Genomic DNA, 15,751 nt, shown 5'->3' on the forward strand with positions numbered 1-15,751 from the left:
GATCATGTTCCCTCCTTGAGCTTTCCGACCTCGATTCGCGGATCAATGACGCTGTATAAAACGTCGACCAACACGTTGATCAGGACAAAAATCACTCCGATGAACAAAATGATTCCTTGGACGAGGGGAAAATCACGCGACGCAATGGCACTGATCGCCAGCGACCCAAGTCCAGGCCAGTCAAATACCCGCTCAATGATGACGGTACCTCCCAAGAGCGAAGCAATCTGCAAGCCCACGATCGTCACAACTGGAATCATGGCATTGCGAAAAGCGTGAACGAACAGTACCGCACTCTCCCCCAGCCCTTTTGCTCTCGCCGTACGAATGTAATCAAACGTGAGCACTTCTACCATTCCGGCTCTCGTCAATCTACTGATCACCGTAGAAGCCAATACACCGAGCGTAACTGCTGGTAAAACAAGATCCATGAAGCCAGTTCCGCCTGCAATGGGGAACCACCCTAGCTTCACGGTAAAAAACATGATCAATAAAATTCCCAACCAAAAGCTAGGGATAGAAACTCCGAGCGTAGCCAGGCTCATCGCAGAAAAATCGAGCAGGGTGTCTTTAAATCTGGCCGCGAGAATACCCATCGTAATGCCGATGAATATCGCGATCAGCATCCCGCTCGCTGCCAGCTTGACGGTGGCGGGAAAGCGCTCCATGATTTCCGTCAGGACGGGGCGTCCTGTCTTGAAGGACGTCCCCAAATCCCCTTGGACTACATGAGAAAGGTATTGAAAATACTGCGTCAACAGCGGCTGATTCAAGCCTAGCTGCTCTCGGAGGGCTTGAACCTGCTCCGCCGTCGCATTTTCCCCCAGCATGATGCGAATCGGATCACCCGGGATCAAATGGATCAAGGCAAAGGAAAAGATCGAGATCCCCAAAAGCACAATCAATCCGGAGCCCAAGCGCTGTAATAGAAACTGTTTCATTATTGATTCACCCAGCTGTCCTGGTACATCAAGCCTCGCAACGGATGCATCCGTACTCCTTCCACCGGCTTACGCACCACGTTGAACTGCTTCTCCGTATAAAGCGGTACCCACCATGCTTGCTCCACGACGTATTTTTGGATTTCCTTGTAGACTTCCTTGCGGGCGGCGCTGTCTACTGTCGTTCTGCCTTTGACCAACAGACTGTCCAGCTTGTCATCCTTGACGGCACTGAAGTTCAGACCATTGGCGATTTGGCTGGAGTGCAGGAACAGGTAAAGGACGTCCGGGTCATTTAGCGTGTACCCCATCAGCGTCATATCAAAATTTCCTTTTGTCGCCGTATCAACCAAAGCGCCCCACTCAAGCGTCACGATTTTCACATCGACACCGACATCCTTGAGCATCGCTTGAATGACTTGCGCAGCCTGTGCCCATGTACCTGTTTGCGCCAAGATCTCCATCGTCAGCGGCTTGCCGTCCTTTTCGTAGATTCCTTGCGCATTCTTCTGATAGCCGGCCTTTTCCAACAGCGCCTTTGCTTCATCGGCTTTATAGGCATAGCCGTAGTCTTTTACCCCTTCATCGTAACCAAACAGGGAGGGAGGAAGCGGACCGTAGGCTACCACACCTTCGCCCTGTATGACTGCCTTCATGATTGCTTCTTTATTGATCGCCATGTTCAGAGCCTGTCTGACTTCAAGCTGCTGGAATACCGGCTTTCTCGTGTTCATCATAATGAACAGCCCGAGACCATTGCGAAGCATTTCCTTTACCTCATACTGTGGGTTATCCTTGTATTTCTTCACGTCCTTGGCATCGATTTTGGAAGCAATATCGATCGATCCACTCTCCAGCGCCGCTAGCATGGTCTGGTTTTCGTTGATGAATTTGTACACGAGCTTGTCAGGGTAAACAGGGCCTTGGTTCTTGGCGATCGGATCCGCCCAGGTGAAATCTTCATTGCGAACGAAAGTAATGGACTGACCATTCTCCCAGCTCTCAAATTTCCACGGTCCGACGCCCACCGGTTGACGTCCGTATTTGTCGCCAGCTTTCTTGATCGCCTCCAGGGAAAGCGGCTGCAGCCACCCCGGATCACTTAAGTATTGCAGCAAAGGCGCAAACGGTTGTTTGAGCGTAAGGACTAGCGTCTTATCATCCGGCGCTTCCACCGAAGCTACCTCAGACAGGTTGCTGCCTGCAACTTTGGCAGCCGTCTGTGGGTCAAGGGCTCGCTGATACGTTTCAGCAAACGATTTGGCCGTCAGCGGTGTGCCGTCCTGAAACTTCACACCGGAGCGTATGACAAAGGTCCATGTCTTCCCATCCTCCGACACGGTCCAGCTCTCCGCTAAATAAGGCTTGAATTCCAGCGTTTCGGGATCCTGCGTAACCAATCCCCCACCGAGGTTCCCTGCGATTTGGTTCGCGACCGCCATCCCTGTTTTTTGGATATCTAATTGATCCGGCTCGTCTTTTAATCCAATGGTGATGGTCCCGCCCTTTTTCGGCTGCAGACTCGCAGCAGCAGGCTGTTCTCCTGTCGTTGCCTGTGTACCGCTCGGCGCAGCTGTGTTGCTCGTGGACGAGCTGCTACATCCCACGAACAACGAAGCTACCAGCGGCACCATTGCCGTCAAGGCTACTATTTTTTTGAAAGATACGGTCGTACCCATATCGTCGCCCCCTCGTATGTAGTAGAAATACTTTACGAAAACAGTATCATAATTCTGAAAATACAGATTATCAGACGTTTTTATATGGTATAGATGATTTGTTTCCTACCTGCGCAGAAAACAAGAAAAGCCGCCACAATCCCGCTCCTTTCGGCCGGATCATGACAGCTTTTACGATCTATTTATCATTATTAAGAGCATCTCCTAAGCTTTGCTTGTAAATGTTGATTGGGCTCAATGAACAGCGTATGACATTCTCCATTTGGAACGAAGATCTTGTAAGCCACTCCTTTTGGAATGACGATCAGCTCCCCTGCTTCCACCCAGATGTTGCGCTCATGGTACATCATGAGCAGTCGACCTTTGATTACATACAGGAGCTCATCCTTATCATCATGCTGCTGCCAGTCAAATTCGCCCTGGAGCTTTTCCAGTTTGATGGAGGATCCATTCATTTCCCCTATTACCTCGGGACCACTGAAACCTTGAAACTGAGAAAAATGCTGACTGATATTGATCTTTTCCATCACGATGACCCTCTCCTTTTTTCTATATCCAAATGATACGTAAATGAGTAGGGAAGTTACATAGAACACGCCTCATAGCTAGATGAGAGTTCGAATCACAAAACGATGATAAGGTGCAGAATATTGAGATACCGCACACGCGCAAAGCCTGGTTTCGATCGATAAAGCTCTCTCTTCCAGGCTCTACTCGGTCTTGCTCTTCCGCAGCTTCCCCGCCACATACAGCATCAGGAGAATGTACATCTCCGCAAATCCGAAGGTAAAGGCAGGAAGCACTCCACTTATAATGGGACCCATGCCCTTAGCCGAAAGTGGCTGAAGACGACGAGAAATACGAGCAATCCTAGAAACACCGGAAACAATAGCTCACTCATGCGTGCGAATGCCTTTACCCCATAGCGATGATCACCGTCGTGTACAGGATGATAATGGCTTCAGCTGGGGTCTCCGGCATCATCTGCGTGGTCATAAATTGACTCATCTCGCTTACTAGCGTGAGGCTGCATATATATTTCAAGCAGAAAAAATTGCTTTGTGCCACTTCAATCAGGCTTTTTCGCTGCTGCTTGTGTGCGATTCCGGAGAATAACCAACCAACAGCAAGCCCCAAAAATAATGCAATCAGCATCGATAGCCAAGCGTCCTGCTTTACGGAGGACGCAATGACAGTGGGGAGCACGAGGATCGAGTCACCGATCACCCCGAGAATGATTAAAATCGTGAACTGCCTCTCCAGCTTTCTTAGCTGCTGAATGAATCGGCCAATGACATAGCTTCCGGTCTGCGATGCATTTCTGCTTGGAAAATGCTGTTTTTTATCATCCATTGTCAAACTGCTTCCTGCTCGCTCCTAATGCAGGACATTCAGCAAAAACGTGAGCGTCCCTACACTGATGACAGTCGTCACCAGCACACTGCTGGATACAAACTGCGGTCTCATATTGAATTGAATCGCGTAGATCGCAGTGGTCGCCGCTGAAGGCATCGCTGCCAGAATGACCAACACATTTCGCAGCAGCGGATCGATCGGAAAGAACAGACAAATCAAGTACGCCAACAAAGGAGACGCTACCAGCCGGATCAAGCTGACGACACTCAGCTGCTGCCATGCGAAGTTGGAGGAAGACACATTCGCCAGCTGCATGCCGAGAATCAGCATAATGACAGGGATAGCTGCCTGCGCGACCAGATCAATCGCCTGGTAGTAGCTCTCGGGGATGACGATATTCATCTGTTGCATCAAAATCGCCACTACCACGGCATAGTTCGAGGGCTGCTTGAAAATGGCTTTGACCGCCGTCCCCACTCCCCCTCTTCCCCTGGAGGCAAAATACACGCCGAACACACCCATAATAATGGAGTGAAAGACCATGATTTGCACGGCGTACGTAAAACCTGCTTCCCCAAACGCAAAGAGGATAATCGGCGTCCCGTAGTTCCCGCTGTTCATGAAGGCGGTGGACAGCATCACGGCACTCTCCAGCTGCTTGTCATATTTAAACAGCTTGGAGGTCAGGAGCGTGACCAGAATCAAGACTGCCAGAAGCAGCATCGAAATGATCACGATATAAAAGAGCTGAAGATCTAGGGCCGTCTTGTAAAAGGTGCGAAATACGAGGGCGGTCGTCAAAACGTAAATAGCCAGCGTCGATATCGGTTTCAGGTCCAGCTTGAAAATGCGTTGGAGGATGTAACCGGAGAGAAAGATCAACAAGACAGGCAAAATGACTTGAACAAAGATCATGACTTGTTACCCACTTTCCGAATCAAATGAATGCTAAGAACAGTATAGCAGAGGAAGCAAAAAAAACTCGCCATAAAAAGCGAGTTTTTCCCTGCGTTTGCTTGAGATCGGCTTGATGCTGTCTTCGTCACTCCATCATCGAACAAAGTTTCTTTCCTGTCGAAAGGGCACTCAGGGGATAAACAGCTGCGGCACCGCATACAGTGCCGGCGATCCGCCCGTATGCAAAAACAATAGGTGGTCCTCTTTGGCAAAACGTCCCTCTCGGATCATACCGATCAGACCTGCCATCGCTTTTCCGGAATAAACCGGATCGAGCAAGATGCCCTCTGTTTGGGCAACCAGCTTCACGGCTTCGATCATTTCCTCGGTTGGAATCGCATAGCCAGGACCTACGAAGCGGTCATCGCAGAGAACAGACTCGGGACGAATCTCCCCTCGCAGACCAATCATTTCAGCGGTGCTGGCGAAAAGGTCCAGCACCTTCGCTTCTTGCGCCGCACGATCGCGGCTGACGTTTACTCCAATCACCTTTATGTCGGACTGGCGAGCGAGGAAGCCTGCCAAAAGGCCTGCCTGCGTTCCCGCACTCCCTGACGCCGTTACCACATAATCGTACACGATGCCGGACTCCCATGACTGCTGCTCGATTTCCTCCGCGCAAGCCATATAGCCGAGTGACCCCACTTCATTGGAGCCGCCCACCGGAATCAAATACGCTTTTCTTCCTTGGTCTGCCAGCTCCTGTGCCAGCTTCTCCATCACAGGCAGTGTGTCACCACCCGCAGGAATCACTTCGATCTTTTCCACTCCCAGCAAATGAAACAGCAGATGGTTTCCGTTCGCCTGGGGATTGTAGCCGTCGATCGGCTCTGTCAGTACTAGCTGGCATTTGAGACCTTCCCTTACTGCGGCAGCCAGTGTCAGGCGACAATGGTTGGATTGAACGGCTCCGCATGTAATGAGTGTATCGGCTCCCTGCCTGAGGGCGTCTGCCACCAGGTATTCCAGTTTGCGTGTCTTGTTTCCCCCCACGGTCAGTCCCAGCTGATCGTCGCGTTTGATGGAAATCGCGGGTCCCCCCAGCACCTGCGAAAGCCGCTCCAGCTTCTCGATTGGAGTGGGTCCAGCCGTGTAGCGCCTGCGCTCATAGCGAATTTTGTTCATGCACTTCTCCTCATTTCCTGCGAATAGTCTCTCTAAAGAATACTACTCGCCGCAGAGGATTCCTCTATGACCAGGCGTTGTCTTTATCCGTAGCTATGCTGCATCCCTGCGCGAACATCCATCTGAACCCCGTATTGGGGAATCGGATAGCGCAGTCCATTCTTGGACAGCTGTTCGAGTCCATCTAGTGCTTTTAGCAAAAATTCGGGCGGCAAAGCCATGAGCAGCTCGTCATCCAGAACTCCTCCGTAGCGCCTTTCGGCAAAACAGGGGATCGAGAGGCTCGGCTCCCTTGTACGCAATGCGCGTCCCCAGGAATCGGCGCAGGACGATTCACCAACGACACTCCACTCCAGCTTTTTGTAGCCGGACCACTGCAAGCCATTGATGAACAGAATCATCTGTCCCGGTGTTCCGTACAGCAGACAAATATCGGGTGTAAAACGCTGCGAGATCAAGGGAGAATCCGCCATGGCTTCGTATTGTCCAAAAGGCACGACTGTCATAGCTTGCTGATGGGCAGTATTGCTTTTGCTCCAAGCCTATTTCTCCCCCTTATTGGCGGTTGTCCAGCATCTTCTACTGTTCATCCGCCTGTTTGTCACAGTAGCTCGCATCGACATGCCGCCTACTGCCATTCTATTCCTCGCATGAATGGATGAGGACACAGGCACCCCATCCCCTTCACCTGATTAACGCTTTCATTTATGCAAAAGAAGTGCCACCTTCAACTGCTTGGCTTACACGAAAAAAAGTGAATGCGCCTACAAAAATGTTCCTCCTTCGCATACAATTGATGTAATATTCAGACACTTGTACAAAAAAACACACATCTTGTGGAAGAGGGGGAATGCTCGTGAACATGTCCAGCTGCATGACCAAAGAGTTTGTCGCTCTGCAGGCAGATTGTACTTTGGGATATGTCTTGACCCAGTTTCTTGCGCATCGCCAAGACGTAGGATGCATCCTGTATGAGGACGGCACCCTGGAAGGGATCATCACGAAATATCAGCTCTATCGCATGATTCTCAAGAATTGTCCACTCGACACTCCCATCACGCCTTACCTGTACCGCGATGTGACGACCGTTCCCTTTCACTACCCTGTCACGGAAGCGAGGAAAATCCTGCTCTCCGCAAAGGTCGCCCATGCGGTGATCGTGGATGACGATGGGAAAGTCCTCGGTGTTTCCACCAAAAGCGACTTGATTCAAAGCTTCCTGCAGCGAGAGCGTCGTTTGATCAACCAGATGACCGCCCTGATCGAAAATCTCGAGGACGGTGTCATCGGGATCGACCACATGCATCATATCCATACGTTCAACTCTGCTGCAGCGGAAATGTTTCAAATCAACTCCGCCACAGTGATGGAGGAACACATCCAGACACTTTTACCCAAGATCAGTGACGGCATGATTCACGCCCTGGAAAACGAAGCCCCTCGTGAACCGCAAAAGGTCCAGCTCCCTTCCGCTGTCGTTATGGCTTCCTACACCCCCATTTCTTTTCGAGAAAAAGTGATTGGCGCAATTGCCGTGCTGCGTGATCTCACTGCGTATGAGAAAGTGGCCCGCGAGCTGGAAACGACCAAGCGTCTCGAGGGGATGCTCGAAAGTGCCTTGGAGATGGCCTATGACGGCATCGCGATCATCGATGAGCAGGGCTGCTTTCAAATGGTCAACGATGCGCTGCTGGAGCTTTACGACATTTCGCGGGAGGAGCTGCTCGGTACACCAGCCTCGCAAAGCTTGCCAGAGCTGAACCTGGAGGACACGCTGCGCACGGGTAAAGAGCTCGTCGGCGATATTCAGATCATCCGCGGCATCAAATGCGTCATCACCCGCATGCCGATCATCGTTCAAAACAAGCAGGTGGGGGCGATTGCCAAAGTCATCTTCCGTCAGCTTCCCCATATGAAAGACCTGTTCAGCCGCATGGAAAACCTGGAGCACGAGCTCACCTACTATCGCGGCGAATACATGCGCTCCCATGTGCAAGGTACGGCTTTCGACCATGTGATCACGCGCAATTCGGCGATGGAATCCATCAAAAACCAAGCCTATCTATCTGCCCAGGGCTCCTCGACCGTCCTGATCACAGGCGAGAGCGGAACAGGCAAGGAGCTGTTTGCTCAAGCCATTCACGAAATCTCAGGGAGACCCGGCCGCTTCGTCAAAGTAAATTGCGCTGCCATTCCCGAGGAGCTTTTGGAATCGGAGTTTTTCGGTTATGCCGACGGTGCGTTTACCGGGGCTCGAAAGGGCGGAAAGCCCGGCAAATTCGAACTGGCTGACGGGGGCACGCTGTTTCTAGACGAGATTGGCGATATGCCGCTGGCGTTGCAAGCCAAGCTCTTGCGCGTTTTGCAGGAGAAATCCTTTGACCGGATCGGCGACACCGTCAGCAGGACCGTGGATGTGCGCATCGTCTCTGCCACCAACAAGCATCTCGAGGATCTGATTGCCGAACGAAAATTCCGTGAAGACCTTTACTACCGCATTCACGTCATTCATCTCGCCATCCCGCCGCTTCGTGAGCGAAAAGAGGACTTGCCCCTGCTCTGCAGCCATCTGGTGCAGAAGCTGAATAAAATTTTAGGGAAGCAGGTACAAGGCGTCACTCCATCTACCTTGGAGCGTTTGCAGGACCATCATTGGCCAGGAAACGTTCGGGAATTGGAAAATGTCTTGGAAAGGGCCATGAACCTGAACGCGGGAGACTGGATCGTCCCGGAGGCGCTGCCTGCCTTTCTCGCCAATGCAGAGCCCCTTTCCTTGCCAGCCCCTCCTCTTCTCCCAGCAAAGCTGCCAGCCATGACGCACAGCAAGCGGGATGTCATAGCGGCAGCTGAGAGAGACTTGATCGTCGCGGCTCTCTCCGAATCCGGTGGAAATCGCAGTCTCGCTGCCGAAAGACTCGCTATCAGCCGCTCGACCCTCTATCAAAAAATCAAGAAATACCAGATTGAGGAGCGAAGCTTTTTTGAGAGCAAATCCCCGCATCCGTAAAGGTGCTGGGATTTTGTCATTCTCATCTCATGTCCCTTGTTTGAAATGCCGATACCTTTTAAATGGCACTCTACTCCACCTTATTCCTGTCCATTCCGGTACGGTCAGCTTTTTCCTTTGAAAAAAACGATTCATCTGCGAATAAACGGGGTAAAGATTATTCCATGGTTTTATATGGTGCAAATGAAAAGGTGTTGGGCATGACGAAGAGAAAAACCTATACTCTCCGATTTATTCTTGAATTGCTAGTCTTGTTTTCCATTCTCCTCACTGTCTTGATTGGTGTCATTTCCTCTATTCGCGTCAATACAGCCTCACTTACCGCCAACTTTTTGGAAAACAACTTCCACTATGCCAGAAAGCTAGCGAGCAACACCACAGAAGTATTGTACGGCATGCAAAATGCAATGGACTCTTTGGCTTTACGCAGCTCAAGACAACCCATTCCCCCAGCCGAGCTGCAAGACTGGTTTGCGGCAAACAAGAATTTTTTTCACTCCATTTTGATAGCGGATGCCCAAGGAACCATACGCCAGATTGTCCCCATGGTGGAAGGAGCTGAACCAGGTACGAAGCTCACTTCTCCTGCAGCCAAACAAGCGATCTTACTGAAGAAACATTTGATCTCCAAACCTTATGTCGGCGTCACTGGCAGACTGATTCTCTTGGTATCAGCCCCCCTCTTCGATCATCAGGGACAATACAAAGGCTTTGTCGGAGGAACCATCTACCTCGAGGATTCCAATGTGTTGAACCGAATGCTGAAAGAGCATTTTTACGGCGACGGCTCATACGTGTACGTCGTGGATGAGGATGGCCGCTTGATCTTCCATCCAGTGCAAGCGCGACTAGGCGAGTCCGTCGCGATGAACCCGGCGATTCAAAAAGCACTGGCGAGAGAAAATGGCTCTGCTGAAGTCGTCAACAGCAAAGGGGATTCTTTCTTTGCTGGTTATGCCTATGAACCCATTACCGGATGGGGGATCGTATCGCAAACGCCGACCTCCCGCGTAAATGAATCCAACCTACAGCTTCTCAAAAGCTTGCTAGCAACGGCGCTGCCTTTCCTTTTAATCAATATCGGAATCGTCTGGCTGCTCGCCAAAAATATCAGCAACTCGTTATCCAGGCTGGCTCATTTTTCCGGGGGAACGGTAAAAACGGGAAGGAAGGGTACCGAGATCCCGATGACTACTTCCAAGATTTACGAAGTGCAAAAGCTGTACCAGAGCACACGAATGGCCATGCGACTTGTAAACAAGCGGCTAATCAAGCTGCAGACCGAGGTCAGAATCGATGGACTGACCAGGCTGTACAATCGAAAGATGTTTGATTACACCCTCCAGGATCACATCAAGAACAAGACTCCCTTTTCATTGGTCATGCTGGATATCGATCATTTCAAGAAAATAAACGATACCTATGGACATGTCATGGGTGATGAAGTGCTCAAGCTCGTCTCCAAAACGATGTTGGAGCAAACTCGGGAGGATGACCTCTGCTTTCGCTACGGGGGCGAGGAATTTGCAATCTTGATCCTCGACGCCAATCAAAAATTGGCTTATCACATCGCGGAGCGTCTCCGCTACGCTGTTGCTGCGTTGGAAAATCCGACGACATCCACGATTACCATCTCGCTGGGGATCGCGAGCTTTCCGCTGGATGGGAGCAAGCCGATCCAGCTTGTCACATCTGCAGATCAAGCGCTCTACCTTTCGAAGCAGCAGGGAAGAAACCAGACGACCTTGTTTACGTCTGCGCGGCACGATGTCGAAGCCTTACCTTGACGCCCTCCCTCAAAAAAAGAGACTCGGGCACCATTCACCCAGTCTCTCTCCCATCCTTTTATGACCACTCGATCCCCTCTATTGCTTGAACATCCCGTGTATCGGTATCGTCTCGCTGTACTTCCATAAAAAAGACCTCGGCGCCATTCAGAGCTTGCGTATGCTGATGATGTCGGACAACGCCGTATAAATAATGGCGGCAATCCCAAAGAACAATTTGCTGAAAGTCACAATCAGGCTGATCGTAGACGGGGTTACCCCGAACTCTTCCGAGAGGTTGGGGGTAATGAGGTTGAAAACGTTGTCATTACTGTATGTCCTCCCTTTGCAAATCGTTCATCGCAGCTCCCTCTTTCCCTAAAGAATAAAATGAATGGCGAAGTCAATGCAGATGCTTCCTTAGGTGGTATCCATCGTTCTCCTATTTTTTCGTTCCTCACCTCCCTTGCCGAACCATTCGATATTTTGCTAGAGAATCGCTTTGTTCTTATTTGAAGGACGCCGTTCTTCTCATACAGCAAAAAAAATTATCTGGAACCCATCCGCTTTGATATCTCAAATGCTGCTTGCTGGCAAAGCCAAACAAGGCGGTCTGATTCTTTGCTCATTCGAAGCTCCAATCCAGAGATCGATAAACCTGCCACGACATTGCCCGTATAATCTTGTATGGGCACGGCAATTCCCATGCCGCCCAACGAAAAATCATTCGCGGATATGGAATAGCCTTGCTCCCGAATCACAGCCAGCTCCCGCATGAAGCGGCACTCTTTTTCCCATCGGAGACGTATAGCGAACGCTTTGGGAAGACTCCACTTTTTCTATGCAGATGCCTTCCAAATGGTCTACAATCATAAGCATGACTGTCTCATTCGTCTGCTCGCACAGCTCTTCCATGATTGGTTTTGCGATTGAACGGAGGTTCATTTGATTGGCGACGATCATCCCTAATTCGAACAGCTTGATCCCCAGTGCGTACTTCTGATTGACAGGATTTTGTTTGACAAAGCCGCGATTTTCCAACGTGACCAACGCCCTGTGCGTCACACTCTTGTACACCTGCAAATGCTCGCTCAGCTCAGATACGCCCCACTCCGGCTTGTCCAAGGTAAAGCATTCCAAAATTTTAAGAATTCTGTCGCCGGTTTCCAATTTGGCCGTTTTTTTGTTTTCCAAACTCACACCTCTTGTCCTCTAAATAAGAACGGCGTTCTCTTTTTTGTTTTTTTAAAATTACAACTTATCTTTGATAGGCTGTGAATCTATTTTGGATTGGCATAAGAAAAATCTCCATGCGTCCTCCGAGGTTCGGCATGGAGATCGGTTTCAGATGATTTGCGCTAGACTAACTAGAGACAGTCCTTTTTTTCTATAGGTTCTCCGCACTCTTCAAAGCGTGCTCCCAGCTCGGGAAATAGAACAATGCGTTTCTCATTAGCTCGGGATCCGTCTGCTTTACTTGCTTTTTGCTGATCGACCCTCCATTGCTCTGGATCGATTTGATTCTGTTAATGACCTCATCTGCTCCAAAAGTGGCCTCCATATGCAAACACTCCTTTCAGACTTGAAATTCACTTCTATTGTGGACAAGCAGGATTTGATCCATACTAATTTTTCATTCTTTTTTGCAACGTCTGTCTAAAATACTAACTTTAGATAGCTTACAAATGCGATATAACTATGCTATTTTACTGGGGTGTCATCAAAAGAAACGAATTCAACTGCATAAGCCCTGCTCCAAGCGGATCGACGGGCGGGAGGCAAAATATGGCATCGTTACAAAAAATCGGAATGTTTAAGCAATTATCCAATATAGAATTGGCCAAGCTGCTCGGGAAATTGGATCGACGTACAGTAAAAGTGGGCACGGTGCTGTTTCGCCAGGGCGATCCCGGTGACAGCCTCTACGTCATCAAGCATGGAAAGCTGGAGCTATACGTCGACGCTACGTCTGGGAGATCTCCTCAAATGATCTCTGTCCTCGGTGAAGGCGACACGCTCGGAGAAATGGCGATGCTGACGGGGGAGGCTCGATCAGCTACAGCGATCGCAGCTACGGATGCGGAGCTGTACATCATTGACCGGGAGACCTTTGAGGCTCTCGTGGAAGATTTGCCCTCCCTCTCTACCTATTTCATCCGACTGCTGTCACGGCGATTGACGACGACCAACGAGCAGCTGATGACAACCAAGGAATTGACCTCCCAAGCGATCGCAAAGGAACTGGATGACTTCCCATCTGCGCTCGTAGACCTGCTGCTGTGCTGCTCCCCTTTTCCGAGGATCAGCGGCAGGTGGCTGGCAAAGCAATTAGGAATAGACATGAAAGAAGCGCTCGAGAATGAGCCAAAGATAAGGCGGTTCATCGAGGAAGTCGATACGTCACCTGGGTGGTATTCGCTCGTACCAGATACCCGTCAAGTGATGGCTGAAATCGCCACGGTACGGTATGGACATGAAGAAATCCTCGAGCAGATGTCCGAGATGCTTGATTACTATGAAGCAGCACAAGAGTGGGAAGCGGCCGTCGAGCTGTTGGGTCTGTCCGGACGTTGGTCGGAAGCACTCGAGATTGTCGATCGCGTGAAATCATCGCTCGATGCTGACAGCCATATTCGTTTGTACAAATGGCTGGATGCCTGCCCACCTGAGTACATCGTCAGCCGATTTGAACGTTTGTCGTACTGGATCACGCGCGTGGAACCGCATGCCGGGATGGCGCTTCTGGATCGCGCATGGAGCGAGCACGGCGAGCACTATACGGATGAACAATGGATCGCTACTTATGAATGGGCTGCGCACATCCAGGCTCAACGAGGCAGACACCAGCAATCCATGGAATATTTGACTCTGGCAGAAGCAAAAAAATCGGGCACAGGAAGCAGCAGTTGGGAGAGAGCTCCTGGATCTCATCTGGTTCAACAGCAATTGGCGAGAGGACAAATTCGTAGGCTGGCCGGCAGTGCGGGCGGACTTTTTCAACGCAGCCCTCTTGGCGTATGGATAGCAGCCGTCCTTGTATTGGTAAGTTTGACGTGCTTTCATTATGTCGATCCATTCGGTGGACTGTCCCGATCAGCGATGGATTTCATCGGAATCGGGATCGCTGCTGTCATTCTCTGGATTGTCAATGTCATTCCCGACTACATCGTCGGACTGGGCATGGTGATGGCGTGGGTGATGGGAGGGGTGGTTAGTCCCGAGGTAGCATTATCCGGCTTTGCCTCTACCACCTGGCTCTACATGATCTTCATCATGGCATTCATCGCAGCCATCACTCGCTCGGGGATCTTGTTTCGGGTGTCCCTCAATGCTTTGAAACGCTTTCCGCGACACTATCGAGGACAGCTGTGGGGAGTCGTTGCCGGTGGTATTTTGCTCAATCCGCTCATCCCTTCCTCTTCTGCCAAAGTATCGCTGGGTGTTCCCTTGGCCCGCACTTTGTCCGAATCCATGGGCTTTTCCAGCAACAGCCGTGGCGCAGCAGGCTTGGGACTTGCCTCCATGATTTTTTATGGCTTTACCGCACCTTTTGTTCTGACCGGATCCTATACCAACATGATGGCGTACGGCCTGGCTTCCATCGGCGTTCCCATCAACTGGCTCCAATGGTTCGTCTATGCCCTTCCGGCGTTCCTCGTTTTTGCAGCGGTCATGCTTGTGGTCCTGCATTTCATGTTCCGCGACGTACGCCAGGTCAGAACGATCTCTGACGATGTGCTAGACGAGCAGCTGCGCTTGCTTGGTCCATGGACGAGGACGGAGCGCATCGCCGTCATAACCACTCTCGCCAGTATCACGTTGCTCGTTCTTCAACCCTTGCACGGCATCGACAGCGCATGGGTCATGCTCATCGGCTTTGCCGTTCTCGTCGTGAGCGGCACGCTTGATCGACAAGCGGTGTCTACAGGCATTGACTGGACATTCCTGCTGTTTCTCGGCGTAGCGTTCAGCTTTGCAGGAGCCACGCAAGAGCTGGGGATCACAGATGCCCTATCCGCTTTCCTGAGAAATCACATGGCCCTGTTTCTTTCCAGTCCCGCCCTGCTCCTTTGCGTTGTCATTCTCATATCCTTTCTAGTGACACTGGTCATCCGGGACGATCCAGCCGTGATTTTGCTCGTGACAGCTCTGATGCCGCTTGCCCAGCAGGCAGGTATTCATCCTTGGATTTTTGTTTTCGTTATCTTGCTTGCTACTGATCCTTTCTTTTTCGCCTATCAGTCTCCCACTTATTTGACTGCCTACTACAGTTCAGAAGGGAAGGCTTTTACTCATCGGCAGGGACAGCAAATCGCACTTGTTTATGCGGCCGCCGTCATTTTGGCCGTTATCTTGTGTGTTCCCTACTGGAGATGGATCGGCCTTATTTCCTAATTCTCTTTTCGCTTTTGTGAATGCCGCCACATTTTTTTCTAGGAAAACCGTGTAAACTGTAGTCGGCATGCTACTATGGGATCAGATGGACCCTTCCGCTTTTCTTGGAAGGGACTCTCTTTTTCCCCAAATGGGAGGAGTTCAGTCAGCCGTGAATCATTTTAGTGCATTTGACATTCTCTTGATCGCACATCTCATTGGAGATTTTCTGCTGCAAACAGAATGGATGGCCAAGTACAAAGCCGACCGCTGGATTCCTTTACTGGCCCACTGTCTTGTCTACACCTTCTCTGTTTCCTTGCTCGCCTATCTGTTTGTTCCTGGCGGGCTGTCCTTGTGGGCGATCGTACTCGTTTTTGTTTCCCACGTGATACTCGATCGCCGCAGCTTTGTGTACTACTGGTATCGCAAAGTCATGCAAGTAACCGATGACCGAAGCAAATGGCTGATGATCATCTGCGATCAAGTATTCCATCTCATAATCTTGGGGGTGGCATTGGCGATCAGCTGAAAAAGGAGTTGTTT

General features: G+C 50.6%; 14 protein-coding genes. 4 read left to right on the forward strand and 10 right to left on the reverse strand.

All coding sequences use genetic code 11. The features are described 5' to 3' along the window. Positions 1-2: 2 nt before the first annotated feature. From nikB to ACLIN2_RS24350, 7 genes are all read right to left on the reverse strand, one after another. Positions 3-941 carry a nickel ABC transporter permease gene (gene nikB, locus ACLIN2_RS24320; protein WP_092272665.1) on the reverse strand — a complete coding sequence of 313 codons (939 nt, stop codon included), beginning with the start codon at positions 939-941 and terminating at the stop codon, positions 3-5. Beyond that, positions 941-2,620 (reverse strand): ABC transporter substrate-binding protein, encoded by a 1,680-nt coding sequence (locus tag ACLIN2_RS24325; RefSeq protein ID WP_310231763.1) that lies wholly within the window; start codon positions 2,618-2,620, stop codon positions 941-943. Before ACLIN2_RS24325 ends, nikB begins: the two co-directional genes overlap by 1 nt. A 191-nt stretch (positions 2,621-2,811) precedes the next feature. Then, a complete protein-coding gene (locus ACLIN2_RS24330) occupies positions 2,812-3,147 on the reverse strand; it encodes a cupin domain-containing protein (protein ID WP_092272671.1) in 336 nt (111 codons plus the stop codon). Between the two features lie 388 nt (positions 3,148-3,535). Further along, positions 3,536-3,973, reverse strand: a complete 438-nt coding sequence (locus tag ACLIN2_RS24335) for a GerAB/ArcD/ProY family transporter (RefSeq protein ID WP_411502395.1) — start codon at positions 3,971-3,973, stop codon at positions 3,536-3,538. Between the two features lie 24 nt (positions 3,974-3,997). Further along, the gene (locus ACLIN2_RS24340) at positions 3,998-4,891 is read right to left on the reverse strand and encodes an AEC family transporter (RefSeq protein WP_092272677.1); all 894 of its coding nucleotides are present in this window, start codon (positions 4,889-4,891) and stop codon (positions 3,998-4,000) included. 171 nt (positions 4,892-5,062) lie between these two features. Further along, positions 5,063-6,058: a D-cysteine desulfhydrase gene (locus ACLIN2_RS24345; RefSeq protein WP_411502396.1), complete on the reverse strand. Its 996-nt coding sequence runs from the start codon at positions 6,056-6,058 to the stop codon at positions 5,063-5,065. Positions 6,059-6,141: 83 nt separating this feature from the next. After that, positions 6,142-6,564: a DUF169 domain-containing protein gene (locus ACLIN2_RS24350; protein WP_411502397.1), complete on the reverse strand. Its 423-nt coding sequence runs from the start codon at positions 6,562-6,564 to the stop codon at positions 6,142-6,144. A gap of 356 nt (positions 6,565-6,920) precedes the next feature. Between ACLIN2_RS24350 and ACLIN2_RS24355 the strand changes: the two genes are divergently transcribed. Together ACLIN2_RS24355 and ACLIN2_RS24360 are read left to right on the forward strand one after the other, a co-directional pair. After that, complete coding sequence (locus ACLIN2_RS24355) at positions 6,921-9,065, forward strand: sigma 54-interacting transcriptional regulator (protein ID WP_411504593.1); 2,145 nt, start codon at positions 6,921-6,923, stop codon at positions 9,063-9,065. A 200-nt stretch (positions 9,066-9,265) separates the two neighbouring features. Further along, entirely contained in the window at positions 9,266-10,852 is a 1,587-nt protein-coding gene (locus tag ACLIN2_RS24360) for a sensor domain-containing diguanylate cyclase (RefSeq protein WP_400587277.1), read from the forward strand. A 527-nt stretch (positions 10,853-11,379) separates the two neighbouring features. Here ACLIN2_RS24360 and ACLIN2_RS24365 read toward each other — a convergent pair. The 3 genes from ACLIN2_RS24365 to ACLIN2_RS24375 form a co-directional block, all read right to left on the reverse strand. Then, positions 11,380-11,607, reverse strand: coding sequence for an IclR family transcriptional regulator domain-containing protein (locus tag ACLIN2_RS24365; RefSeq protein ID WP_411502398.1), 228 nt, complete (start codon positions 11,605-11,607; stop codon positions 11,380-11,382). After that, positions 11,555-12,025, reverse strand: coding sequence for an IclR family transcriptional regulator (locus ACLIN2_RS24370; RefSeq protein ID WP_411502399.1), 471 nt, complete (start codon positions 12,023-12,025; stop codon positions 11,555-11,557). Before ACLIN2_RS24370 ends, ACLIN2_RS24365 begins: the two co-directional genes overlap by 53 nt. Positions 12,026-12,218: 193 nt before the next feature. After that, on the reverse strand, positions 12,219-12,392 hold the full coding sequence (locus tag ACLIN2_RS24375) for a hypothetical protein (RefSeq protein ID WP_400587273.1): 174 nt from the start codon (positions 12,390-12,392) through the stop codon (positions 12,219-12,221). Between the two features lie 224 nt (positions 12,393-12,616). Between ACLIN2_RS24375 and ACLIN2_RS24380 the strand changes: the two genes are divergently transcribed. Further along, a complete protein-coding gene (locus ACLIN2_RS24380; RefSeq protein ID WP_411502400.1) occupies positions 12,617-15,226 on the forward strand; it encodes an SLC13 family permease in 2,610 nt (869 codons plus the stop codon). 151 nt (positions 15,227-15,377) lie between these two features. After that, complete coding sequence (locus ACLIN2_RS24385) at positions 15,378-15,737, forward strand: DUF3307 domain-containing protein (RefSeq protein ID WP_246070994.1); 360 nt, start codon at positions 15,378-15,380, stop codon at positions 15,735-15,737. Positions 15,738-15,751 lie beyond the last annotated feature (14 nt).

It is taken from the genome of Brevibacillus centrosporus, from assembly GCF_046622605.1.
GTDB classification, from domain to species: domain Bacteria; phylum Bacillota; class Bacilli; order Brevibacillales; family Brevibacillaceae; genus Brevibacillus; species Brevibacillus centrosporus.

What these genes read in the sequence shown, in the direction of transcription:
- ACLIN2_RS24355 (WP_411504593.1), top strand. Translation starts at nt 6,921, where the DNA reads ATGTCCAGCTGCATGACCAAAGAGTTTGTCGCTCTGCAGGCAGATTGT.
- nikB (WP_092272665.1), bottom strand. Translation starts at nt 941, where the DNA reads ATGAAACAGTTTCTATTACAGCGCTTGGGCTCCGGATTGATTGTGCTT.
- ACLIN2_RS24375 (WP_400587273.1), bottom strand. Translation starts at nt 12,392, where the DNA reads ATGGAGGCCACTTTTGGAGCAGATGAGGTCATTAACAGAATCAAATCG.
- ACLIN2_RS24365 (WP_411502398.1), bottom strand. Translation starts at nt 11,607, where the DNA reads ATGCGGGAGCTGGCTGTGATTCGGGAGCAAGGCTATTCCATATCCGCG.
- ACLIN2_RS24340 (WP_092272677.1), bottom strand. Translation starts at nt 4,891, where the DNA reads ATGATCTTTGTTCAAGTCATTTTGCCTGTCTTGTTGATCTTTCTCTCC.
- ACLIN2_RS24330 (WP_092272671.1), bottom strand. Translation starts at nt 3,147, where the DNA reads ATGGAAAAGATCAATATCAGTCAGCATTTTTCTCAGTTTCAAGGTTTC.
- ACLIN2_RS24360 (WP_400587277.1), top strand. Translation starts at nt 9,266, where the DNA reads ATGACGAAGAGAAAAACCTATACTCTCCGATTTATTCTTGAATTGCTA.
- ACLIN2_RS24350 (WP_411502397.1), bottom strand. Translation starts at nt 6,564, where the DNA reads ATGACAGTCGTGCCTTTTGGACAATACGAAGCCATGGCGGATTCTCCC.
- ACLIN2_RS24335 (WP_411502395.1), bottom strand. Translation starts at nt 3,973, where the DNA reads ATGGATGATAAAAAACAGCATTTTCCAAGCAGAAATGCATCGCAGACC.
- ACLIN2_RS24380 (WP_411502400.1), top strand. Translation starts at nt 12,617, where the DNA reads ATGGCATCGTTACAAAAAATCGGAATGTTTAAGCAATTATCCAATATA.
- ACLIN2_RS24325 (WP_310231763.1), bottom strand. Translation starts at nt 2,620, where the DNA reads ATGGGTACGACCGTATCTTTCAAAAAAATAGTAGCCTTGACGGCAATG.
- ACLIN2_RS24345 (WP_411502396.1), bottom strand. Translation starts at nt 6,058, where the DNA reads ATGAACAAAATTCGCTATGAGCGCAGGCGCTACACGGCTGGACCCACT.